This window comes from Acinetobacter sp. RG5, from assembly GCF_031844265.1.
GTDB lineage: Bacteria > Pseudomonadota > Gammaproteobacteria > Pseudomonadales > Moraxellaceae > Acinetobacter.
In genome coordinates this window covers 1-21,205 of the sequence record NZ_JAUZUV010000027.1, presented here as the reverse complement: position 1 = coordinate 21,205, position 21,205 = coordinate 1, and the positions used below count along the sequence as shown (strand labels likewise).

Genomic DNA, 21,205 nt, shown 5'->3' with positions numbered 1-21,205 from the left:
GTCAAATGATAGGGGGTGTTTTTTGTGCAAAAAATATAAATAAAACTTCAAAATTAAATCGTTTTATAGCTTTTAAAATGTATCTATTTACCTTTCTCTGCTGAATTTACATCAGGAATTCTGTATCTTGATTTTAATTTGAATAATAAATCAGTATGGAGAAGATAATGTTGTCGCAATTTAAAATAAAAATTCTACTCAGTTGTTGTGCTTTAGCGTTTACTGCCTGTCATGCAGAGAATTCATCTTCTAGAAGTACTCAAGAGGCATCTACATCAGCTGCCAAATCGGATGCAGTCTCTTCAAACTTGCAAAAATATAAGACCGAACAGGTTGCTCAATTTAATGAACCATGGGCGATTACTACTTTAAATGATGGCCGACTATTGATTACTGAGCGCAAAGGAAAATTGCAGCTCTTTGATCCAAAAACCAAGAAAAAAATTGAAGTTAAAGGTATACCTCAAGTCGCATATGGAGGCCAGGGTGGCTTAGGTGAAGTAGCCTTACATCCAGATTTTGCAAAGAATCGGTGGGTATATCTGAGCTATGCCGAACAAGGCCAAGGCGGATATGGTGCAGTGGTGATTCGTGGCAAACTGGACCTAAATCAAGCCACTCCTCAACTCACACAAATTGAACGGATCTGGACGCAAGTTCCGAAATTTTCAGGCCAGGGACATTATGCCCATCGGATTATATTCGGGTCGGATGGTAAGTTATGGATCAGTTCAGGAGAGCGTCAGCAATTTGATCCTGCACAGGACATGCAATCTAATGCCGGTAAAATTATTCGCCTGAATGATGATGGCTCAATCCCTGCCGATAATCCGTTTATGACTCAGGGTAAAATTGCCCAGCAGGTCTGGAGTCTCGGACATCGTAATCCTCTAGGCATGGCTTTTGATCCGGAAGGGCAGCTTTGGGTGATCGAAATGGGACCGAAAGGCGGCGATGAACTGAACAAGATTGTCAAAGCTAAAAATTATGGTTATCCGTTAGTGTCTAATGGCAATCATTATGATGGCAAGCCCATTCCTGATCACAGTACCCGACCTGAATTTGAAGCCCCGGCACTGGATTGGACTCCGGTAATTTCTCCTTCAGATTTAATATTTTATACGGCTAATGTCTTCCCGCAATGGAAAAATAAGGCGATTGCGACCGGTCTGTCTTCCAAGGCGATTGTGATTGTGGATACGAACCAGACCCCAGTGAAAGAAGTTCAGCGTCTGGATATGAAAGAGCGGATTCGCGGGGTTGCTCAGGCACAGGATGGTTCACTGTGGGTGATTCAAGATGGTCCGCAAGCAGCTCTGTTAAAAATGACAGCACCTTAATCCTCTGCTTTTAGGATGCTTATCTAAATATGAAATATTGAATAAGCTGACCATCTGAATAAAAATCTTTTTAAGCTGATGCTGGCATGAAAGAAAAAGGCCTCTACATCCTGTGAAGGCCTTTTCATATTCTGTTAAAGGTATAATGTCTGTTATACCGATCAGCATCCTGCTACGTGAATTTTTTTATTTTTCTTACAAGACTTCCTGTCTTGGTATGATCTGAATATAGCCTGAAGCGATACAACGCAATAGGGCAGTTTAACTGCATGGATTGTAGGTCAAAGCCGACAGCCGAATTTTAAAAGATAATTTTAAAAATACTGTTTCAAAATGATCATCTGACCAAATCATAAACTGCGGTGATGATTTTGCTGTATGTTAGCGAGAGAAAACTCTTTTGATATGCATCAACTGATATAAATAAAAACGTCCATAAAATAATAAAAAGGAAGCTCCTATGCCTACGATTCAAATTGAAGTTCGGCAACAATATCCTCAAGCAGTTGAGGAACAATTGCTTAACAGCGTATTTCATTGTGTGAAAACTGCCTTTCAGCTGCCTGAATATGATCGTAATATTCGTCTGGTCGTGCATGAAGCGCATCGTTTTCATTATATGAGCCATTTAGCTCAGCCTGAATATTTTACCTTGATCAGTATTGACTGTTTTGCTGGCCGCAGTCTGGAGACCAAGCGCAATTTGTATCAGCAGATGGTCAAAAGTCTCGGAGAAATCGGCATTCCTGCAGATCATATTCTGATTCATCTGAGAGAAAGTGCACTAGAAAATTGGGAGATCCGGGGAGGGCAGGCCGCCTGTGATGTTGATCTCGGCTTTAAGGTTGATGTTTGATGCATTCCGATCACTACTCTAGTTAAACCTAAAGTTTAAACAGAAAAGCCTCAACATCCTGTCGAGGCTTTTCTGGATTTGCTTCTCAGATCTGACTCCTGTCTAATCTGTCAACGTCCTGTTGATTGGCGCTTTTTATTGTTGTCGTATCGCTTTGCAGACTTCCTGTCTGTCTATGTACTCACTATAGCCTCGCATAAAATGACTGCATAGCGGCTAAACTCTGCGCTGCATGTAGGCTAAAACGTACAGGGCTGTCGTCCAGTCATTAAGCACTGACATATTGAATCAGTCTATCCACTACAGCTTTTAAGTTTTTATTATCAAATTCATTGCCTTGGAAGGAATAATCTTTGTTGCGTGCAAAGATGTCACGGATTTCGATCACGGCATTGGTATCTACCAGTCCAAGTTGAGTGCCGACTTGACGAATCTGGTCAATCGAACGTGAGCCATTGGTTGCGCCATAACCAATATAAGCTGCCGGCTTGCCTTGCCATTCCTTGCCGAGATAATCCAGGGCATTTTTCAGGGCAGGGCTATAGCCATGATTGTATTCAGGCGTGACAAAAATAAAGGCATCGCCAAGCGCAATCTTGTCGGCCCACTCTTGCTGTTTGGGCTGATCATAAATCCCGGTCAGGGGAGGATGGGCACCAGAAAATAGCGGAAGATCCCATTCTTTTAAATCGACAATTTCAGTTTCCAAAGTGCTAAAGGAATAACTTTTAATTTCCTGCAGTACCCAGTGCGCCACTTTAATCGCGGTACGTCCTTCACGCACACTCCCAACCACAATATAAATTTTCATGTTTCATCCTTTCTTCGGATCTGATCATCAAATTAAAATAATCAGATTTCAGGAAGGTGACTAGAGATGATTTGTATCCGGAAAATAAAAAAGCTCCCGAAGGAGCTTTTTTAAAATCAGTTAATTAGCTAATGTCTTACATCAGTTTAATGCCTTGTTGACCCGCAGGTGTCACTTTAAAGATTTCCACTTCAAAGGTGATGTTTTTGCCTGCCAATGGATGGTTAAAGTCCACTTCAGTGATGTCATCATTCACCGATCTCACCACGCCATACAGGGTGGCTTTGGCTTTGTCTTCAAACTCGATCATGTGACCTTCGATCGGACGTTCTCCGAACTTCACCGTATCAAATTTCTGGATGTTTTCTGGATTCCATGGACCAAAAGCATCTTCTGGCGGCAGGCTCACCGTACGACGGTCACCGGCACGTAAACCAAACAATGCTTTTTCAAAACCAGGCAGTAAATTGCCATCACCAATCACCAGGCTGACCGGTTCTTCACGGCTACGGGTATTGTCAATTTCTACGCCATTTTCGATTGCGACAGAAAAGTGCAGCTCGACTTTAGAACCGTCTGCAACCCGAGTTTCTTCGTTAGGATGAATAAAATCAGTCATGTTGTGCTTGCGCCCGTTGAATTCGATGTTTTTCTAAGAAAAAGGTATCAATCAGCATCAGAATAGTGCCTACAGTAATGGCACTATCTGCAATATTGAACGCAGGGAAGTGGCTGTTCTGGTAATACACATGAATAAAATCGACCACATAGCCGAGGCTAACCCGGTCGATTAAATTACCGATGGCACCACCCAGAATCAGGGCAATCGCTAACGGCAAGATTTTCATGTCTTTTGGCATACGCATCAGCCAAAACACGAAGATCACAGACACTAAACCTGCCAGTGAAGTAAAGAAATAGCGTTGCCAACCACCAGCATCGGACAGGAAACTAAAGGCAGCGCCATAGTTATGTAGCAGTGTCCAATTTAAAAAGGGCAGCACAGGAACAGGATCTGCATAATTCAGATTTGTCACTGCAATCCATTTGGTCCATTGATCCAGAATGATCGCCAGAATGGCCAGCCCAACCCACCATAAATTATGGGGATAGAACTGGAATAAGCCCTTTTTGCTGTGGGTATTAGGCATATTTTCTCTCTTCGCCTTGGCCTGTAGGAAGGTTGATAATACAACGACCGCATAGACCAGGATGTGCAGAATGTGTATTTACATCTGGTAATACATGCCAGCAACGTACGCATTTTTCGCCATCAGCTGCTGAAACTTTTACGTTTAAGCCTTCAAGATCAGATGCTTCACCTTGTGCTGCATCAAATGCATTCACGATCACTTGTGATGTGATCAGGACGAAACGAAGCTCATCACTTAACTTATCTAGCACTGCTTTTAATTCAGCATTTGCCCAAAGTTCAACTTTGGCAGACAAGTTAGAACCGACAGTTTTAGCGGTACGTGCAGTTTCAATGAATTTATTTACTGCAGATTTCACAGCAAGGAGCGTTTGCCATTCAGCTTCAGATACTACATTTGCAGTTGAAGCCACAGGAATATCATACCATTCAGCCGTGAACACGTATTTCTCTGATTGCTCAGGGATTAACGGCCAAGCTTCTTGTGCAGTGAAGCTCAGGATTGGTGACATCCAACGCACGAATGCCTGTACCAAGTGATACAACGCAGTTTGTGCAGAATGACGTGCTTGCGAATCCGCTTTCGTGGTGTACTGACGGTCTTTGATGATATCTAAGTAGAAACCACCTAAGTCGTTGATACAGAAATTCGTTAAAGCAGTGGTGACGATATGGAAGTTCATATCTTCGTATGCTTTCTTAATAGTTTCTTGCACTTCAGATGCACGTTGCAAGATGTATTGATCAAGTGCGATCAATTGATCTACAGGCAGGGCATCTGTTGATGGTTTGAAACCATTCAAATTCGCCAATAAGAAACGAAGCGTGTTACGAATACGACGGTAACCGTCAGAGGCACGGCTAAAGATTTCTTTACCCGCTGTCATTTCATAACGGTAATCCGCAGAGGCGATCCAGAAACGTAAACCATCCGCACCCATATCTTTAATGATGTCTTGCGGCGTGATCACGTTACCGATCGACTTGGACATCTTGCGGCCTTTTTCATCCACGACGAAACCGTGAGTCAATAGACCTTTATATGGCGCACGTTCGTTAATCGCAATCGAGGTCAATAACGACGACTGGAACCAGCCACGGTGCTGGTCTGAACCTTCAAGGTACAAATCAGCAGGATCAGTCAGTTCTTCACGTTCACGCAGTACCGCATAGTGCGTTGTACCAGAGTCAAACCAGACATCTAATGTGTCACGAACTGCGTTGTATTGTTCAGCATCCGCACCGATAAACTCAGAGGCATCACGGTTATACCAGCCATCAATGCCTTCTTGCTCGATCAGCTTAGCCACTTCTTCAATCAGTTCAGGCGTACGTGGGTGCAATTCATTGGTGTCTTTGTGTACGAAGAACGGAATTGGCACACCCCAAGTACGTTGACGTGAAATACACCAGTCCGGACGACCTTCAATCATCGCCTGGATACGGTTTTTACCCCAGTCCGGTACAAAGCTGATCTCGTTTTCAATCGCATTCAGTGCATTTTGACGCAGACCTTTGGCATCCATGCTGATGAACCATTGTGGGGTCGCACGGAAGATAATCGGGGTTTTATGGCGCCAGCAATGCGGGTAGCTATGCTTGATCACCACGTGTGCCCAAAGCTTGGTCGCTTCAGTCAATGCTGCAATGATTTTTGGATTGGCTTTGTAGATGTGCTCGCCCGGGAAGATTGGCGAAGTCGGTAAATACACACCATTACCGCCGACTGGGTTTTCTACTTTTAAGTTGTACTGTAAACCAACTTTATAGTCGTCCACACCGTGGCCCGGTGCGGTATGTACTGCACCTGTACCGCTAGCATCGGTGACGTGTTCACCCAAGATCACTGGGACTTGGCGTTCAGCAATTAAAGGATGTTGAAGAACTAAATTCTCAAGTTTTGCACCTGTGAATTCAGCAAGCACTTCAAATGCAGTAAAGCCATAACGCTGAGTTGCAGACTCAACCAATGATTTCGCAAGGATGAAGTTTTGTGATGCTTTGTCTTCACCAATTGCTTTCACCAGTTGGTATTCAAGTTCAGCGTGTAATGCAACCGCTTGGTTGGCAGGCATGGTCCAAGGCGTTGTTGTCCAAATCACGATATCCGTACGATCAGCGATTTCTACGCCGACACGTGCAGATAAATCAGCAAGGTCTACAACCGTGAAACCGACGTCAATTGCGTCAGATTTTTTATCTTCGTATTCAACTTCAGCTTCAGCGAGTGATGAACCACAGTCTAAACACCAGTTGACTGGTTTCAGACCTGGCTCGATATGACCTGCTTTCGCGATTGCACCCAATGAACGTACGATGTCAGCTTCTTGTTTGAAGTTCATCGTTAAGTAAGGATTGTCCCAATCCCCGAATACGCCCATACGTACGAAGTCTTTCTTTTGAAGCTCAACTTGGGTGTAGGCATATTCACGGCAGGCTTTACGGAAGGTAGATGCATCCACTTTTACGCCGACTTTACCGACTTTTTCTTCGACTTTGAGTTCGATTGGCAAACCGTGACAGTCCCAGCCCGGTACATACGGTGCATCAAAGCCATCCATGACACGGCTTTTGATAATGATGTCTTTGAGTACTTTGTTGACCGCATGACCCAAATGAATTTGACCATTGGCATAAGGAGGGCCGTCATGAAGCACGTATTTTTTCTTGCCAATACGCGATTCACGAATCTGCTGATAAATGTTGTCGGCATACCACTCTTCTAACCATTTCGCTTCACGTACTGCCAAATTTGCTTTCATTGCAAAGTCAGTACCTGGGAGGTTTAGCGTGGCTTTATAGTCCACTGCATTTTCAGGAGTTTGCTTATCGCTCATGCAAGTCATCTTCCAATCTAATCAGTTATGTCACTGACACGTTTTACAATAAAAATATGGGATATTAAAAGGGAAATGTGGGGTGATTTCGACGAAACTCAAGCAGTTTCTCGACATCATCATCAATTCCGGCTTTTAGCGCTTCAAGCGAAGGATAGTCCTTTTCGCCATGTAAATAGTTTAAGAACGTCACCCGCATCAACAGGCCATACAGATTAGCAGAAACATCTGGAAAATGTACTTCTAATCGCCACTCTGGGTGTGCTTGTTTGATGGCTGGACGTGTGCCGACATGACCTGCCCCAAACAGGGCAGTCGGGTCATAACCCGCAATACCGGTTTGCGTTGCAGAGTCGGCTTTTACTTTGTCTTTTAAGGATTGGGTTTCACAAATGACTTCCACCCCATAAATTCCTTTCAGGCAGGGCTTATGACGGTTGAGCCGTACATTAATGGTCGGGAAATCAATGGTTCGACCAATCTGATCGCCATATTGCACCCGCCCAGTAATGCTATAAGGACGACCCAGCAATTGTGCGGCCAAGGCTAAATCACCAGCTTGCAAGGTCTGGCGAATCCGGGTGGAACTGACCCGTTCACCATCTAGAGCAATGGTATTTAAATTGGTCACTTCAAACCCGTAATTGCGCAGGAATTCGCTGTTGCCTTGGCGGTTTTTACCAAAGTGAAAATCATCGCCTAAGACCAGATGCCGGGCATTCAGTTTTTCTTTTAAAATGTCGGCAAAAGCTTCTGCAGTCAGGCTGCGAAAAGTATGGTCAAATTTCGCCACTGCGATATAGTCCACACCCAGCTCAGTCAGATATTCAACTTTTTCACGCAATGATGAAATACGCGGTGGGGCATCATAACCCTGAAAGTATTCAAGTGGTTGCGGCTCGAAAATCATCACTACAGATTTTAAACCCTGTGCTTTGGCCACCTGTTGCAGCTGACGGATCATCGCCTGATGGCCTAAATGCACGCCGTCAAAATTACCGATGGTCACGGCAGTTTTGGGTAATTCAGAATGAGAGGCTAAAGCATTTAGACGGAGCAGCTGCATGGGCAAATCAAGTGCTTAGAAATATCGAGAGGCTATATATTGCCATAATCTCGCGCTTTCGTCTTGCTGTTGTGTTTTTATGCAATATTTTTCTTGAAAATTCATCTTCCTTAGAATTGAGCAGTTTTGTTTTTGTACACATTGATGATGTCTGATCAGAGCACTGGTGCTTTTCATTCAGCCGCTTTTGTTTTCTAATGTCAGGGTTTTTCTTGATATCAGGTGTTTCGAATGTCCGATCTGGCGCTCATCATGGCTCTATCCAATGAATCCAAAGGCTTGTTTGAAGCAGAAGGCGTTCAGGTGCATTACAGCGGGATTGGCAAAGTCAACGCGGCCTTTAAAGCCTTTGAGGTAATTCAGAACACCGGTTGCAGTACCTTGCTGAATTTGGGCAGCGCGGGGAGTTCGCATTTCAATGCGCATGAACTGGTTGAAGTCACGCAATTTGTACAGCGTGATATGGATGTTTCACCCCTCGGCTTTGAGGTCGGTATGACCCCGATGGATCAGCATTTCCCGGGTGCGATTGAGCTGGAGTCTTACTTTGACCATTTGCCGAAAGGGATTTGTGGCACAGGCGACAGCTTTGAAACCGGTATTTCAAAAGTGGCGTGTAATTTGGTCGATATGGAAGGCTATGCCTTGGCCAAAGTCTGTAAAAAGCTGGGCGTTCGGCTGATTTCAGTGAAATACATTAGTGATGGAGCCAATGAGACTGCGCATCTGGATTGGGAAGAAAATCTGTTATTGGGTGCGAAAAAATTATTAGATTTATATCAAATGGTAAAATAAATAGGAAGGTCAAGTTTGCTCGGCGACCATAGCAGCTATGGTCGTGTGCCAATCAGAAGCGCTTGCTTATTTATCCGTGCGTGGAATCACGCCGTATAACATCATGTGTACCGTATGCTGGATAATGCGTTGCTGCATGCTGCGGTTACGCAAAGTTTTACCCGTGACCATTTCCATTTGCGTCGCAAAGTCTGCATAGTTCTGGGTAATCGCCCAAATATTCAGAATCAGTAACTCAGGATCAATATCTGCAGAAATCTTGCCTTGCTCCTGCCAGTTGGAAATTACTTTGGCTTTACGCTTGACCAGTTTTTTCAGCGGACCTTTTAAAATTTCCAGAATATGCGGTGCACCTTGAATCACCTCCAAAGCAAATAAACGGGATGCTTTAGGCTGGGTACGCGACACTTCAATTTTTTGCATCAAATAATTGGTGATCGCTTCTTCAGGTTCAAGTTCAGCTTCCAGGGTTTGTAAAGGCGCCAGCCATTTTTGTAAAACGGTGGTTAATACCTCGACATACAGGGCTTCTTTATTTTCATAATAATAGAAAATATTCGACTTATGCATTTCTGCAATTTGTGCGATTTCATCCAGACTTGCCCCATTAAAACCATATAGGGAAAATACGTCTAGTGCAGCATTTAGCAGCTGATTGCGTTTTTGAGTACTCTTTTTTTGTTCCATTAGCAAATATAAAAAACAATGAAAAAGGGAATCCTCAATTGTACGGCAAATCATCAGATTTGTGCACACAGTCACAGGCTAATTTTTTGAATAATGATGATTTATTCTCTAGATTAATATTTAAAACAGGCTAAATGCATCTACACCGGGAGAAAAATTCAAGTTTCTGAAAATACTTCATTTATTCATCTTTTTTCTTCATCAATGGAGGAGAAGAATAATGTTGAAATGAAAGTGATGAAAATGTCTTCTCATTGAGATAAAAGTATTTTTTATAAGAATAAGACCCAAAACCATGTGCGATTTTGGGTTGGAGTGGGTATTCAGGTCGCTAAAACTGCCTGCAAGACCTGCTGTTCCAGTTCTGCAAATGTCACACTTTTTTGCCGGGGACGTGGCAAATTGACTCTAAACTCTTTGGCAATATGGCCTTTGTCCAGCAAGATAATCCGGTCTGCCAGTTGCACGGCTTCACTGACGTCATGCGTGACCAGAATGGCGGTAAAGCCTTGTTCGGTCCAGAGGTGCTCAATCAGGTTTTGCATTTCCAGACGTGTTAGGGCATCCAGAGCACCGAGCGGTTCGTCCAGCAGTAGAATACGCGGTTGATGCGACAATGCCCGCGCCAAGGCAGTACGTTGCCGTTGACCCCCGGAAAGTTGTGAAGGCCAGAGTCCAGCTTTTTCTTTGAGCCCGACCTTTTCCAGCATTTGCGAAGCTTTGGCATGCTGCTCCTTCGGTAAACCGAGTTGCACATTCTGTTCGATGCTGCGCCAGGGCAACAGGCGAGGGTCCTGAAACATCACCCGGATATCATCTGCAGTAATGCCTTCACGGATATGCCGGGCAGACTTAAATTTGATTTCGCCGTAGCTCTGTTTTTCCAAGTCGGCAATCAGGCGCAATAAGGTACTTTTACCACAACCGCTGCGACCGACAATTGCCAGAAATTCACCCGGCTGGATATGCAGGTCCAGATCTTCCAGAACCTTGACCGAACCGTAAAACTTGTGCAGCTGTTCAATGATAATTTCGGCACCGAGCACTGCAGCAGGATTGATATCTGCCGTAGGTGGTTCCAGTGGCACAATAGGGTCATTGGCATGACGCCCTAAACTGAGATCAGTCATCACATGCTCCTCATTTATTCTTTATTTTTGATACCCGGCATGCCAGCTCAGAAGGAAACGTTCTAAAGCCACTGCCAGAACATCGGCCAGTTTGCCAAGCAGGGCATACAATAAAATACCTACCAGAACCACGTCAGTTTGCAAAAATTCACGTGCATTCATGGTCATATAACCAATACCAGACTGGGCGGAAATGGTTTCGGCCACGATTAACAATACCCAGACCAGACCTAGAGAAAAACGCAGTCCGACCAGAATTGACGGCATCGCACCCGGCAGAATAATTTCTTTATACAGTTGCCAGCGAGTTAAGCCATAGCTTTTGCCCATCTCGATCAATTGCGGATCGACGGAACGAATCCCATGATAGGTATTGATATAAATCGGGAAAAATACCCCAATCGCCACCAGAAACAATTTGGCAGATTCATCAATCCCGAACCATAAGATGACTAGGGGAATGAGTGCCAGTGCAGGAATATTGCGGATCATCTGCAAGGTGGTGTCGAGCAGGGTAGAGGCAGTTTTGGATGAACCATTTAACAGACCCAGCAATAGGCCCAAACCACCACCTACCAATAATCCGCTGATGGCACGTCCTGCACTGACTTGCACATGCGTCCACAGTTCACCGCTGAGCAATAAATTCCAGAAGGCTAAAACCACGGCACTCGGTGCAGGCAGAATCCGGCTTTCCAGCAGGCCTGTGCTAGAGGCAATTTGCCAAACTGCAATCAAGAAAATTGGAACCAGCCAGGGCAGCAGATGCTGCCCCAGAATTGTTCCACGTGAAACTTGCTTTGGGGTCAGGGTTTCAACGGAAACGACTTTTGACATTAAGCAGACTCCTTAATTTTCTCAGCCTGCTTGTTCTCGTCCGGTGTGTAGTTGTTCGCCACGATTTCACCAAATGGACCGGTCAAGTTTGGTTGAGTGAGTTTTTGCTGGGTTTCCAGTGGAAGTAAAGGGAATACCAGTTCTGCAAAACGGATGGATTCTTCCAGATGTGGATAGCCTGAGAAAATAAAGGTGATGATCCCCAGATCGGCATATTCCTGGATACGTGCAGCGACAGTTTCCGGATCACCGACCAGTGCCGTACCTGCACCACCACGAACCAGACCCACACCTGCCCAGAGGTTTGGAGAAACTTCGAGTTTGCTGCGATCGCCATTGTGCAGTTCTGCCATACGGCGCTGACCGACCGAGTCCATGGATTTGAACTTGGCTTGGGCTGCAGCGATAGTGGCATCATCCACATATTGAATCAGTTCTTCAGCCGCCGCCCAGGCCTGCTCATTGGTTTCGCGTACGATCACGTGTAAACGGATCCCGTAATTCAGTTCACGACCTTTAGCTGCAGCCTTGGCTTTTACCACTGCAATTTTTTCTTTGACTGCTGCCGGTGGCTCGCCCCAGGTCAAGTAAGTATCGACCTGATCCGTGGCCAGCTCAATGGCATCATCCGATGAGCCACCAAACCATAAAGGCGGATGCGGCTGCTGAATGGGTGGATACAGCAATTTTGCATCATCGACACTTAAGCGTTCGCCATGGAAACTAAAGCTTTCACCGGTATGTGAGCGTTTTAAAATTTCACGCCAGATGGTGGTGTATTCGGTCGCCGTTTTATAACGGGTTGTGTGATCTTCATAGACGCCATCACCTTTTAGCTCCTGCTCGTCACCGCCAGTCACTAGATTCAGGAGTACTCGGCCATTAGACAAGCGGTCAAAGGTCGCGGCCATACGTGCAGCCAGTGCCGGCGTGGTCACGCCTGGACGCAATGCCACCAGGAATTTTAATTTTTTGGTCGCATCAATCAGGCTGGCTGCAGTTAACCATGGATCTTCACAAGAACGGCCAGTCGGAATCAGGACACCTTCATAACCAAGATTATCCACGGCAACGGCAATCTGCTTCATGTATGCATGATCTACAACACGTGCGCCCTTGCTGGTGCCTAAGTAACGACTGTCGCCATGAGTGGGGATAAACCAGAAAATTTTCATGTAATATTCCTTAAATTAAATGATCTTGTTTGCTCATCAATGTGTGGCCGCTGGCGACCAGATCTGTTGCTGGACGCTGATGGTTTTGGGAATCAGTTGAACCTGCTGGAAGAGATCGGCAATATTCTGTTGAGCTTTGATCACTTCCGTCGTTAATGGTTGTACCGGCGAAGGTTTAAGACGACGCTCAAATGCAATCTTCGCTACATCCGGTTTCAGACCGGTACTTTTCTGATAAATATCTAGAGCTACAGCCTGGTTTTTAAGAATCCACTGGTCAGATGCATTTAAAGCCTGGATAAACTTCCCGGGGCTATCCGGATGCTTCTGAATAAATTCGGGATTGCCGATATAAAAGGAGTAGGTTTGTGGAAAGTCACTAGATTCAATCAGCACCTTAACCTTGCTGTCGAACTCGGCTGCACCCAGGAAGGGATCCCAGATTGCCCAGGCATCAATGGCTTTTTTGTCAAAAGCAGCACGTGCATCCGCAGGGGGAAGCCAGACGGCTTGAATCTCTGACCAGCTTAATCCGGCTTTTTCCAGGGTTTTGGCCAGAAGTTCATGGGCACTTGAACCTTTCTGCACCGCGATCCGTTTTCCTTTCAATTGTTGAATATTTTGAATGGCACTGTCTTTCGGCACGACCACGGCCAAAGAATTTCCCGCCACTTTTTCAAAGGCCACGTAGCTCAGGGCTTTGTCTGCCGCCTGTGCAAAAATAGGCGGAGTATTTCCCACATAGCCATAATCCACTGCACCGACTGCTAAGGCTTCCAGCATTTGTGGGCCTGCCGGAAACTCTTTCCATTCAATTTTGGCATTGGGAAATTGTTGTTCTAACAGCTTTTCATCACGTGCCACCAGCAGATTTAAGGCTGATTTCTGAAAGCCAATCGCAATGGTTTTAACTTGTTGCGCTGACGTGGTTTCTGCGGCAGCCGTTTGCTGTGGTTCCTGTTTCTGGCAGCCAGTCAGACTAAAGCTCAATAGCGCTAAGCTGATATAAGAAACTGTTTTTATATGACTCATCTTTATTCTCGAATTATTCTGCTGTTATTTAATAATTGCTGCATCAATATTCAGCTTTTGTGGAATCAGCTGCTGCGCATAAAATGCATCGGCGACCTGTTGCTGTTTTTGAATCACGTCAGTCGTGAGGGGTTTAACACCGAAGCCCATGCGTGAAATAGAGGTTTTTAAGACATCGACGGCCAGACCTGTCGGTTTTTGCAGGAGCTGAGCGGCAGCGTCCTGATTTTTTGCCACCCAGTCCGTGGTCAGATTCAGTTCGTTGACCACCGCCTGTACCACCTGAGGATAGCTTTCTGCGAACTTGCGATCTGCCAGATAGAACTGATGATTGCTCACCACATTTTCACCGCTGGCAATGACACGCGCACCAATTTGATGTTCAGCAGCTGCAAAGAACGGATCCCAGATCACCCAAGCATCGACTGCACCACGTTCAAATGCAGCACGTGCATCGGAAGGTGGTAGATAAATCACTTCAATATCACCGAGTGTCAGCTTGTTGGCTTCCAGAACTTTTAACAGCAGGTAATGCACATTTGAACCTTTGTTCAGGGCTACCCGTTTGCCTTTCAGATCCTGAATAGACTGGATTGGTGAATCTTTCGGTACAATCAAGGCTTCGGCCTTAGGTGCTTGCGGCTGATTGGCCACATAGACCAGATTTGAGTTGGCCGCCTGGGCAAAAATTGGCGGTGCTTCACCGGCTTCACCAAAAGAGACGCTGCCAACATTCAGGCCCTCAAGCAGTTGTGGGCCGGCCGGAAATTCTACCCATTTCACATTGACCCCTTGCTGTTTTAAGCTGGTTTCCAGCGTGCCGCGTTCTTTTAAAATAGGTAATATGCCGTATTTTTGGAAACCGATATTCAGGGTAATGGTCTCTTCTTTTTTCGAGCAGCCTGAAAGCATCATGACACCAGCCATCGCGGTACCGAGTACCGCAGTCTTTGTTAAAAACTGAACATGAGATTGGCGCATGAATCAAAACTCCCGAAAGTGAAAAGCTAGTGAATGAAAACTTAGACACACGCTAATCGTTTTTGTTTTTCTAAAAAAATAACTATTCAGGAATTTCTAATGAAGAAAAAAGATAAATAAAAAAGCGCAAAACTTATGCAGAAAAGTGATTTATATAAAAATGAAGATTTAATATTTAAATTAATCAAACCTATGAAATTTATAGTTATTTTTTTAAATCTAATCTATTGATATGTTTAGCTAAAAACGAGTAATAGAATTTTAAAATTTAAAGCGAGATTGCCAGATATCTTTATCTAAAATTAAGCTAAAGCACTGAAAGAAAAAGCCACTTTAAAGTGACTTTTTGCAAACAATTGAATTACGTTGATAATTGTAAAATGCCTGACGGGCATCCGGCAGGTCATCGACTGAAGCCGGTTCAAAGCCTTGTTCCAGAAACCAGTGCGCGGTGCGGGTAGTTAAAATAAACAGTTGCTGAATCTGCATGCTTTTGGCTTTTTCTTCTAGATAATGCAGGATCTGGCTACCCCGATTAGACTTGCGATAACTGGGATGTACCGCAACACAGGCAATTTCTGCAGAACGCAATTCATCCCCTGTCGTCGGAATCGGGTAGAGGGCGGCACAGGCCAGAATCATGCCGTCCCGTTCGATTACGGCAAACTGGTTGATTTCATTTTCTAGGCGTTCACGCGAACGATAGACCAGAATGCCTTCTTCTTCCAGTGGACGCAGCAAACCGATCAGGCCACCGACATCCTGAATATCGGCCATCCGCACTTCTTCATAATGCGCGTCGGTGACCAGAGTTCCGGAACCATCCCGGGTGAACAGCTCTTCCAGCAGGGCACCATCATAGGCATAAGAAATCAGATGCACCCGATGTACGCCGTTCATTGAGGCTTCCTGTGCGGCTTTCAATTGTAGTCCTCTTTCAAGCGCATCTTGTTCGACCGGAATAAAATCATCCAGTTGTTGCGGTGTCACTTCGCGTTTGAGTTGGCCGTTACTGTCCATCAGACCATGCTGCTTACCGAGAAAAATCAGTTTATCTGCCTTAAGGCGAATCGCAGTTTTGGTAGCAACTTCTTCAGCCAGCAGATTAAAAACTTCTCCGGTAGTGGAATAACCGGTCGGGCCAAGCACCACAATATTATGACTGTCCAGATGGCGCTGAATCGCATCGGTATCAACCGCGCGCACTTCACCGGTCAACTGAAAATCGATACCATCGCGGATGCCATACGGCTTGGCGGTGACAAAATTCCCTGAAACGGTATCAATCCGGGCGCCATACATCGGCGAATTGGCCAGTCCCATAGACAGCAGTGCTTCAATTTGTAGGCGGATCGAACCGACGGCATTCATCACGCAGCTTAAAGATTCACGTGTGGTGACCCGACGCTGCTGGTAAAAAGGCGTCGTAATCTGGCTTTGAGCCAGATTCTGGTTAATTTGCGGACGTGCACCATGTACCAGAATCAGCCGAATGCCCAAAGAATGTAATAAAGCAATATCGTGAATAATATGCTGAAAGTTATCATTTAAGACGGCTTCGCCATCAAACATGATTACAAAGGTTTTATTGCGGTGCGCATTGATATAAGGCGCAGAATGGCGAAACCAGTGCACATATTGCAAGGTTGTGCTTTGTGACGTTTCTGCTGAAGTCATGCTGTGCCCATTTCAATGATTGAAGATCCAGCTTTGATTCTAATGAAAAAAAACGCAAGTGGAAGTGCAGATATAAAAAAACACCTGAAGGGGACTTCAGGTGTCTGCAAGACGAGCAGTAATGGAGAAAGCTTAGTTCATGATTCGTACAATTTTGTTGGTACGCTCATTGACCAGAACGTAGTCATTGTTGACCTTGTACCATTGCTGGAAACGACCGGTATTTGGCAAACGGCGTGCTTCGCGATCACTTACTTCAAAACGGTTGTTGTCATATTGGCGAGGTAAAGTTTGTCCTACGCGCCAGTCACGGCTTGGGTTGACCATACGGTTGTTATGACGGCGGTCATCATTCCATCGACGGTCGTCATTCCATTTCTTGCTATCTTTGGCATTCCAGTGTGGTGCCGATTTATGTGAATTATGGTCATAACGCGAGTCATGCTGTGGTGCTGCCATTGCAGAAGTAGCTAACAAAGCACTTATAGATAACGCGATTGTAGTTAAGACTTTTTTCATGGCTCTCACCTTAAAATGTATATCTAATTTCGATGAGACTAAATTAGCGAACAAGTACATAGAAAGCGTGAGGGCTATTTAGTTAAATTGTTAAATTCATGAAGAAATTTAGTAGATGAATCACGTAGTCTCAAAACTGGAAAAGCAGCGAGATTTTGGGATAAAAATTTTCAGCCAGTGAAATAAAAAAGCCCAAACATCGTTGGGCCTTAAAGAAGATTAAATTTGAATGCACTTATGAACTAGTCACCCACGATCCGGATAATACTGTTGTTTTCAGAATCCACCAGAATATAGTCATTATTGACTTTGTACCATTGCTGCTTGCGGTCAGGTCGAGGCAGGCGATGGTCTTTATATTCAACTTTATAGCCATTGCCACGATAATGCTGCGGCATCACATAACCCGGCTGCCAGCGTAACTGTTGCAGGCGTTTCACCCCGCGTTCTTCACGCATACGGCGGTTATCCTGCTGATCTTCCTCTCGGAACTCACGGGCTTTCTTCTTGTCATGACCATGACGTGAATCCATACGGGATTCATCATTGAAATGAGGGGCAGCGATGACGACATTGCTCAGCATGAATGTACTGCAAGAAATTGCCAGTGCCACCAAAACCTTTTTCATGTTGAACCCTCATTAAATTGTTCATCTTCTACAGCACCTAATGTACGGAAAAATTGCAGAGAAACTGTGAAGAACAGGCACAATTTTTATAACAAATGCAGAGATATTATGATGATGTCATGTTTTTACATGACTATATGCGACGGCATCACTTCTATAAAGTAGCCTACCGAGCCATGTCCTTATCTCATCAAAGCAAGGGCCAACATGCAAGCGAAAATTGATGATTTAGCTCAAAAAAACAGCATTGAGTCAGCGAGAAAAAAGTTCATGATTTAATGAAACGACAAAGAATTTTGCCGGTTTAGTTTGAGATTAATTCCATTGCTCTGCCAAACCTTGTAAGGACTGAATCGCGTCAGCCACGGATTCAGCTTGTAGGGCGTCATCGAGTGCCACAATCAATGCTTCAGATAACTGCAACTGTTCAATCCGGTGAATTGTTTCAATTTTACGTTTTTGGTCAGCCATGCTGCGCTCCTGATTTGATCTATCTGTGATTCAAGAAAGCATAGTCCAATCAGTTTAATTTGAAAAACCGTATAATTTTATATATTTAATATGTAAATCCGATTTATTGTTATTTTTTGCAGGATTTTAAGAAAAAAAGGGCACTTTATCGAAAAGTGCCCAAGATTATTCAATGACCCGACTTTTAATAAGCGTAGTTCAGGTCAGTATAATCGTTGAGTGATTTCTGCACATGCGCCTGAATAAAGGCACGTACATCCTCGGCCGTCATGGCTTTGCCCTGATTGCTGATGACATGTTCGATTTCTGGCTGACCTTCAATTTTAATGCGATAAACAAAATGCTTGGCCAGACGATAACTGTCGTCTAATTTTTCAATGCCAGTCACATAATAATAGGCATGTTCAAAATTCAGATCCTGATGTGAAAATACAAATTGCTCGAACAATTTGAGTTTCTGAGCATTTTCGAGTGCTTTGATGTCATCCACGATACTGGCTTCAAACTTGGTGCCGTATTTCTCTGAAATAGGCTGTTGATCAATCAGCAGCGACACCATGCCATCGTCTAAATGGGTCACCGTAATATTGTTTAATTCAGTCATGATGCACTCGAGTGAAATATAGTGGGGCTTAGTATGCTGTTATTTTAATGAAACTCAATGCGAGCGGGGTGAACTTACTTAAGATTTATGCGCTGAATATGACTAAAAATGAAATAAAAAGGGAGCGATTGCTCCCTGAATGACAGACAGAATAATCTAATCCTGTGCGTCAATACTCTGGCCATTCATATGCAGACTGTCGTTACCCATCAAATACAGATAAGCCGGCATGATTGAATCGGGGGTAGGCAGGGTTTTCGGATCTTCATTCGGATAGGCCTTGGCGCGCATGGCAGTCCGCGTTGCTCCGGGATTGATGCAGTTATAACGTATATTTGGATGTACCTGCTCTTTGGCAAATAACTGGCTTACCGCTTCAATAGCAATTTTAGACACCGAATAGGCACCCCAGCGTTCGCGGGCTTCGCGGCCTACACCTGAGCTGGCAAAAACCACTGAAGCATGTTCAGATTTGGATAATAGCGGCAGCAGGGCCTGGGTCATGACAAAGGGTGCACGCAGATTGACCGCCATCACATCATCCCAGACGTTGACCGGATAATCCGCCAAGGGAACCCGTTCACCTAAAATGCCGGCATTGTGCAGAATACCGTCCAGACGACCAAACTGACGGTCTAGCGTATCAAGCAAAAGCTCATAATCACGTTCTGAAGCACTTGATAGTTGTAGCGGCAAGATGGCAGGTTGCGGCGCACCCAAACTTTCAATTTCATCATAAATGACTTCGAGTTTGTTTAAGGTACGCCCATGCAACACCACAGTTGCGCCATGCAAGGCATAACTGATTGCTGCTGCACGTCCAATGCCATCGCCCGCACCTGTGATCAGGATGATACGATCCTTGAGCAGATCGGGGCGAGGTTGATATGCTGAATATTTCATTATCTACCTCCTCATTTCTTATTATTTAGTGTTAAGCGTTCAAGATACCGCAGTATGCTGCTTCAGTACCAGTGTCTGAATCAATTGATGTAATTCTGCCACAGTATGCACGATATGGTCGGCCTGCCAGGCGTTTAAATCGTCTTTGTATTGCAACGGCAAATAACCATAGGCAGCCAAAATGGTCGGCATCTGGGCATGACGACCGGCATCAATATCTCGGGGATGATCTCCCACATAGATACAGTCTTCCGCGGCAAGATTCAGTTGCTTGGCGGCCAGATACATCGGTTCAGGATCGGGCTTGGTGCGGGTCACATCTTCCGGACAGACCAGCACGGCACAGCGCTCGGTCAGGTTTAATGCTTTTAATAAAGCCTCGCTGAGCCAGCGTGGTTTATTGGTCACAATCCCCCAAGGAATGTCATTTTCCTCTAGCTGTTCAAGTAATGGATACATGCCATCAAACAGATCGGTATCGACCGCAATATCTGCGCCGTACATGTCCAGAAAGCGCTGACGGTGTTGCAGAAAGACCGGATCTTCCAGTTGCAGTTCCGGATAAACCAGTTTCACCATAGCGCGAGCGCCTTCGGAGACCTGGGTACGAATCAGCTCGGGTGCAACCAGTGGGCGGCCTTCTTCACGGCACATCTGCTGGATAATTCGGATAAAATCGGCAGCGGTATCAATCAGGGTTCCATCTAGGTCAAATAAAACGGCTTTCATGCTGTGGTCTCTGCTGCGCTATCTTTCACGGTATAAACCATGTAGTTCACATCAACATTCGGTGCCAGCCAATAACGCTTGGTCAGCGGATTATAGTGCAGACCGGTCATGTCTTTAAGCTTTAAACCCGAGTTGCGAATGTCATGTGCCAGTTCGGACGGCTTGATAAATTTGCTGTAATCATGGGTGCCTTTGGCCAGCATGCGCAAGACATATTCTGCCCCAATAATGGCAAATAAATAGGACTTTGGATTACGGTTAATGGTCGAGAAGAATACATGACCACCTGGCTTGACCAGTTTATGACAGGCCTGAATAATCGATGCCGGATCTGGCACATGCTCTAGCATTTCCATGCAGGTCACGATGTCATATTGGCCAGCCTGTTCCTCTGCCAGTTGCTCGACCGGCACCTGACGATATTCAATATTGCTTACGCCTTCCTGTTCAGCATGGATGCGTGCCACATTTAAAGGGGCTGCGCCCATATCAATTCCGAGCACATTGGCACCACGTCGCGCCATGCTTTCGGCCAGAATGCCACCGCCACAGCCGACATCCAACACTTTTTTGCCGCTTAAGCCTCCGGCATGTTCATCAATCCAGTTTAAACGCAGTGGATTAATCATGTGCAAGGGGCGGAACTCGGAATGCTGATCCCACCATATAGCTGCAAATGCTTCAAACTTGGCAATTTCTTGTGGATCAACATTCAATTGCGACATCGGTGTCACCTCAATCAGTCGTGATTAGCTAAAAATATGTATGTGCCGAATGGCCAGAGAAACTGATTTAAAACCTTGAAAATCAGTCCGATGGTTTAGTGTAGCGATTCTGGCAGAAAAAGCGATAAAAGCAGCAAAAAAGTTCACAGAATGAAAACGAAACCGGCATAATTGATTTATAGTGAACACATAAACTAAGCATAATGATTTAGAGGACGATAATCCGAATGAAAAAATTCCTTTTAGGC

The 21,205-nt window shown here is 44.9% G+C and carries 22 protein-coding genes; 3 read left to right on the top strand and 19 right to left on the bottom strand.

The window, feature by feature from the left end; translation table 11 throughout:
* Positions 1–167 precede the first annotated feature (167 nt).
* Positions 168–1,340, top strand: coding sequence for a PQQ-dependent sugar dehydrogenase (locus tag Q9R21_RS14235; protein WP_311204732.1), 1,173 nt, complete (start codon positions 168–170; stop codon positions 1,338–1,340).
* A 460-nt stretch (positions 1,341–1,800) separates the two neighbouring features.
* Positions 1,801–2,196 (top strand): tautomerase family protein, encoded by a 396-nt coding sequence (locus Q9R21_RS14230; protein ID WP_039902475.1) that lies wholly within the window; start codon positions 1,801–1,803, stop codon positions 2,194–2,196.
* A 268-nt stretch (positions 2,197–2,464) separates the two neighbouring features.
* Here Q9R21_RS14230 and Q9R21_RS14225 read toward each other — a convergent pair whose 3' ends face one another.
* The 5 genes from Q9R21_RS14225 to ribF form a co-directional block, all read right to left on the bottom strand.
* Complete coding sequence (locus Q9R21_RS14225) at positions 2,465–3,007, bottom strand: NAD(P)H-dependent oxidoreductase (RefSeq protein ID WP_311204731.1); 543 nt, start codon at positions 3,005–3,007, stop codon at positions 2,465–2,467.
* 136 nt (positions 3,008–3,143) lie between these two features.
* On the bottom strand, positions 3,144–3,626 hold the full coding sequence (locus Q9R21_RS14220; RefSeq protein ID WP_004281217.1) for a peptidylprolyl isomerase: 483 nt from the start codon (positions 3,624–3,626) through the stop codon (positions 3,144–3,146).
* Positions 3,619–4,158, bottom strand: coding sequence for a signal peptidase II (lspA, locus tag Q9R21_RS14215; protein ID WP_005105275.1), 540 nt, complete (start codon positions 4,156–4,158; stop codon positions 3,619–3,621). The genes Q9R21_RS14220 and lspA overlap by 8 nt, the downstream gene beginning before the upstream one ends.
* A complete protein-coding gene (ileS, locus tag Q9R21_RS14210) occupies positions 4,151–6,997 on the bottom strand; it encodes an isoleucine--tRNA ligase (protein ID WP_311204730.1) in 2,847 nt (948 codons plus the stop codon). The genes lspA and ileS overlap by 8 nt, the downstream gene beginning before the upstream one ends.
* A gap of 64 nt (positions 6,998–7,061) precedes the next feature.
* Positions 7,062–8,063 carry a bifunctional riboflavin kinase/FAD synthetase gene (gene ribF, locus Q9R21_RS14205; RefSeq protein ID WP_180087190.1) on the bottom strand — a complete coding sequence of 334 codons (1,002 nt, stop codon included), beginning with the start codon at positions 8,061–8,063 and terminating at the stop codon, positions 7,062–7,064.
* A 231-nt stretch (positions 8,064–8,294) separates the two neighbouring features.
* On the opposite strand from ribF, the gene Q9R21_RS14200 reads away from it, so the two are divergent.
* Complete coding sequence (locus Q9R21_RS14200; protein ID WP_311204729.1) at positions 8,295–8,858, top strand: 5'-nucleosidase; 564 nt, start codon at positions 8,295–8,297, stop codon at positions 8,856–8,858.
* A gap of 66 nt (positions 8,859–8,924) precedes the next feature.
* On the opposite strand, the gene Q9R21_RS14195 is transcribed toward Q9R21_RS14200, so the two are convergent.
* From Q9R21_RS14195 to ubiG, 14 genes are all read right to left on the bottom strand, one after another.
* Positions 8,925–9,545 carry a TetR family transcriptional regulator C-terminal domain-containing protein gene (locus tag Q9R21_RS14195; RefSeq protein ID WP_004281222.1) on the bottom strand — a complete coding sequence of 207 codons (621 nt, stop codon included), beginning with the start codon at positions 9,543–9,545 and terminating at the stop codon, positions 8,925–8,927.
* A 323-nt stretch (positions 9,546–9,868) separates the two neighbouring features.
* Positions 9,869–10,675 carry an ABC transporter ATP-binding protein gene (locus tag Q9R21_RS14190; protein ID WP_311204728.1) on the bottom strand — a complete coding sequence of 269 codons (807 nt, stop codon included), beginning with the start codon at positions 10,673–10,675 and terminating at the stop codon, positions 9,869–9,871.
* Positions 10,676–10,696: 21 nt separating this feature from the next.
* Complete coding sequence (ssuC, locus tag Q9R21_RS14185; protein ID WP_311204727.1) at positions 10,697–11,512, bottom strand: aliphatic sulfonate ABC transporter permease SsuC; 816 nt, start codon at positions 11,510–11,512, stop codon at positions 10,697–10,699.
* Entirely contained in the window at positions 11,512–12,687 is a 1,176-nt protein-coding gene (ssuD, locus tag Q9R21_RS14180; protein ID WP_311204726.1) for an FMNH2-dependent alkanesulfonate monooxygenase, read from the bottom strand. Before ssuD ends, ssuC begins: the two co-directional genes overlap by 1 nt.
* A 36-nt stretch (positions 12,688–12,723) precedes the next feature.
* Positions 12,724–13,719, bottom strand: coding sequence for an aliphatic sulfonate ABC transporter substrate-binding protein (locus Q9R21_RS14175; RefSeq protein WP_004647162.1), 996 nt, complete (start codon positions 13,717–13,719; stop codon positions 12,724–12,726).
* Between the two features lie 24 nt (positions 13,720–13,743).
* Positions 13,744–14,700 carry a sulfonate ABC transporter substrate-binding protein gene (locus tag Q9R21_RS14170; RefSeq protein WP_311204725.1) on the bottom strand — a complete coding sequence of 319 codons (957 nt, stop codon included), beginning with the start codon at positions 14,698–14,700 and terminating at the stop codon, positions 13,744–13,746.
* A gap of 333 nt (positions 14,701–15,033) precedes the next feature.
* Positions 15,034–16,377, bottom strand: a complete 1,344-nt coding sequence (gene argA / locus Q9R21_RS14165) for an amino-acid N-acetyltransferase (RefSeq protein ID WP_004729045.1) — start codon at positions 16,375–16,377, stop codon at positions 15,034–15,036.
* Between the two features lie 132 nt (positions 16,378–16,509).
* The gene (locus tag Q9R21_RS14160; protein ID WP_311204724.1) at positions 16,510–16,896 is read right to left on the bottom strand and encodes an RcnB family protein; all 387 of its coding nucleotides are present in this window, start codon (positions 16,894–16,896) and stop codon (positions 16,510–16,512) included.
* Between the two features lie 242 nt (positions 16,897–17,138).
* Complete coding sequence (locus Q9R21_RS14155; protein WP_004281230.1) at positions 17,139–17,525, bottom strand: RcnB family protein; 387 nt, start codon at positions 17,523–17,525, stop codon at positions 17,139–17,141.
* 315 nt (positions 17,526–17,840) lie between these two features.
* Positions 17,841–17,996, bottom strand: coding sequence for a hypothetical protein (locus Q9R21_RS14150; RefSeq protein WP_004281231.1), 156 nt, complete (start codon positions 17,994–17,996; stop codon positions 17,841–17,843).
* 184 nt (positions 17,997–18,180) lie between these two features.
* A complete protein-coding gene (locus tag Q9R21_RS14145) occupies positions 18,181–18,600 on the bottom strand; it encodes a hypothetical protein (protein ID WP_004281232.1) in 420 nt (139 codons plus the stop codon).
* Between the two features lie 156 nt (positions 18,601–18,756).
* Positions 18,757–19,503, bottom strand: coding sequence for a YciK family oxidoreductase (locus Q9R21_RS14140; protein WP_005094903.1), 747 nt, complete (start codon positions 19,501–19,503; stop codon positions 18,757–18,759).
* 39 nt (positions 19,504–19,542) lie between these two features.
* Entirely contained in the window at positions 19,543–20,232 is a 690-nt protein-coding gene (locus Q9R21_RS14135) for an HAD family hydrolase (protein WP_005245605.1), read from the bottom strand.
* A complete protein-coding gene (gene ubiG / locus Q9R21_RS14130; RefSeq protein WP_071850321.1) occupies positions 20,229–20,957 on the bottom strand; it encodes a bifunctional 2-polyprenyl-6-hydroxyphenol methylase/3-demethylubiquinol 3-O-methyltransferase UbiG in 729 nt (242 codons plus the stop codon). Before ubiG ends, Q9R21_RS14135 begins: the two co-directional genes overlap by 4 nt.
* Positions 20,958–21,205 lie beyond the last annotated feature (248 nt).

Bases quoted from the DNA above. Each gene is read 5' to 3' on its own strand.
- Q9R21_RS14135 (WP_005245605.1), bottom strand. From the start codon at position 20,232: ATGAAAGCCGTTTTATTTGACCTAGATGGAACCCTGATTGATACCGCT.
- Q9R21_RS14195 (WP_004281222.1), bottom strand. From the start codon at position 9,545: ATGGAACAAAAAAAGAGTACTCAAAAACGCAATCAGCTGCTAAATGCT.
- Q9R21_RS14235 (WP_311204732.1), top strand. From the start codon at position 168: ATGTTGTCGCAATTTAAAATAAAAATTCTACTCAGTTGTTGTGCTTTA.
- ribF (WP_180087190.1), bottom strand. From the start codon at position 8,063: ATGCAGCTGCTCCGTCTAAATGCTTTAGCCTCTCATTCTGAATTACCC.
- Q9R21_RS14175 (WP_004647162.1), bottom strand. From the start codon at position 13,719: ATGAGTCATATAAAAACAGTTTCTTATATCAGCTTAGCGCTATTGAGC.
- Q9R21_RS14170 (WP_311204725.1), bottom strand. From the start codon at position 14,700: ATGCGCCAATCTCATGTTCAGTTTTTAACAAAGACTGCGGTACTCGGT.
- ssuD (WP_311204726.1), bottom strand. From the start codon at position 12,687: ATGAAAATTTTCTGGTTTATCCCCACTCATGGCGACAGTCGTTACTTA.
- Q9R21_RS14225 (WP_311204731.1), bottom strand. From the start codon at position 3,007: ATGAAAATTTATATTGTGGTTGGGAGTGTGCGTGAAGGACGTACCGCG.
- Q9R21_RS14220 (WP_004281217.1), bottom strand. From the start codon at position 3,626: ATGACTGATTTTATTCATCCTAACGAAGAAACTCGGGTTGCAGACGGT.
- Q9R21_RS14145 (WP_004281232.1), bottom strand. From the start codon at position 18,600: ATGACTGAATTAAACAATATTACGGTGACCCATTTAGACGATGGCATG.
- ubiG (WP_071850321.1), bottom strand. From the start codon at position 20,957: ATGTCGCAATTGAATGTTGATCCACAAGAAATTGCCAAGTTTGAAGCA.
- Q9R21_RS14155 (WP_004281230.1), bottom strand. From the start codon at position 17,525: ATGAAAAAGGTTTTGGTGGCACTGGCAATTTCTTGCAGTACATTCATG.
- Q9R21_RS14200 (WP_311204729.1), top strand. From the start codon at position 8,295: ATGTCCGATCTGGCGCTCATCATGGCTCTATCCAATGAATCCAAAGGC.
- Q9R21_RS14160 (WP_311204724.1), bottom strand. From the start codon at position 16,896: ATGAAAAAAGTCTTAACTACAATCGCGTTATCTATAAGTGCTTTGTTA.
- lspA (WP_005105275.1), bottom strand. From the start codon at position 4,158: ATGCCTAATACCCACAGCAAAAAGGGCTTATTCCAGTTCTATCCCCAT.
- Q9R21_RS14190 (WP_311204728.1), bottom strand. From the start codon at position 10,675: ATGACTGATCTCAGTTTAGGGCGTCATGCCAATGACCCTATTGTGCCA.
- ssuC (WP_311204727.1), bottom strand. From the start codon at position 11,512: ATGTCAAAAGTCGTTTCCGTTGAAACCCTGACCCCAAAGCAAGTTTCA.
- Q9R21_RS14140 (WP_005094903.1), bottom strand. From the start codon at position 19,503: ATGAAATATTCAGCATATCAACCTCGCCCCGATCTGCTCAAGGATCGT.
- Q9R21_RS14230 (WP_039902475.1), top strand. From the start codon at position 1,801: ATGCCTACGATTCAAATTGAAGTTCGGCAACAATATCCTCAAGCAGTT.
- Q9R21_RS14150 (WP_004281231.1), bottom strand. From the start codon at position 17,996: ATGGCTGACCAAAAACGTAAAATTGAAACAATTCACCGGATTGAACAG.
- ileS (WP_311204730.1), bottom strand. From the start codon at position 6,997: ATGAGCGATAAGCAAACTCCTGAAAATGCAGTGGACTATAAAGCCACG.
- argA (WP_004729045.1), bottom strand. From the start codon at position 16,377: ATGACTTCAGCAGAAACGTCACAAAGCACAACCTTGCAATATGTGCAC.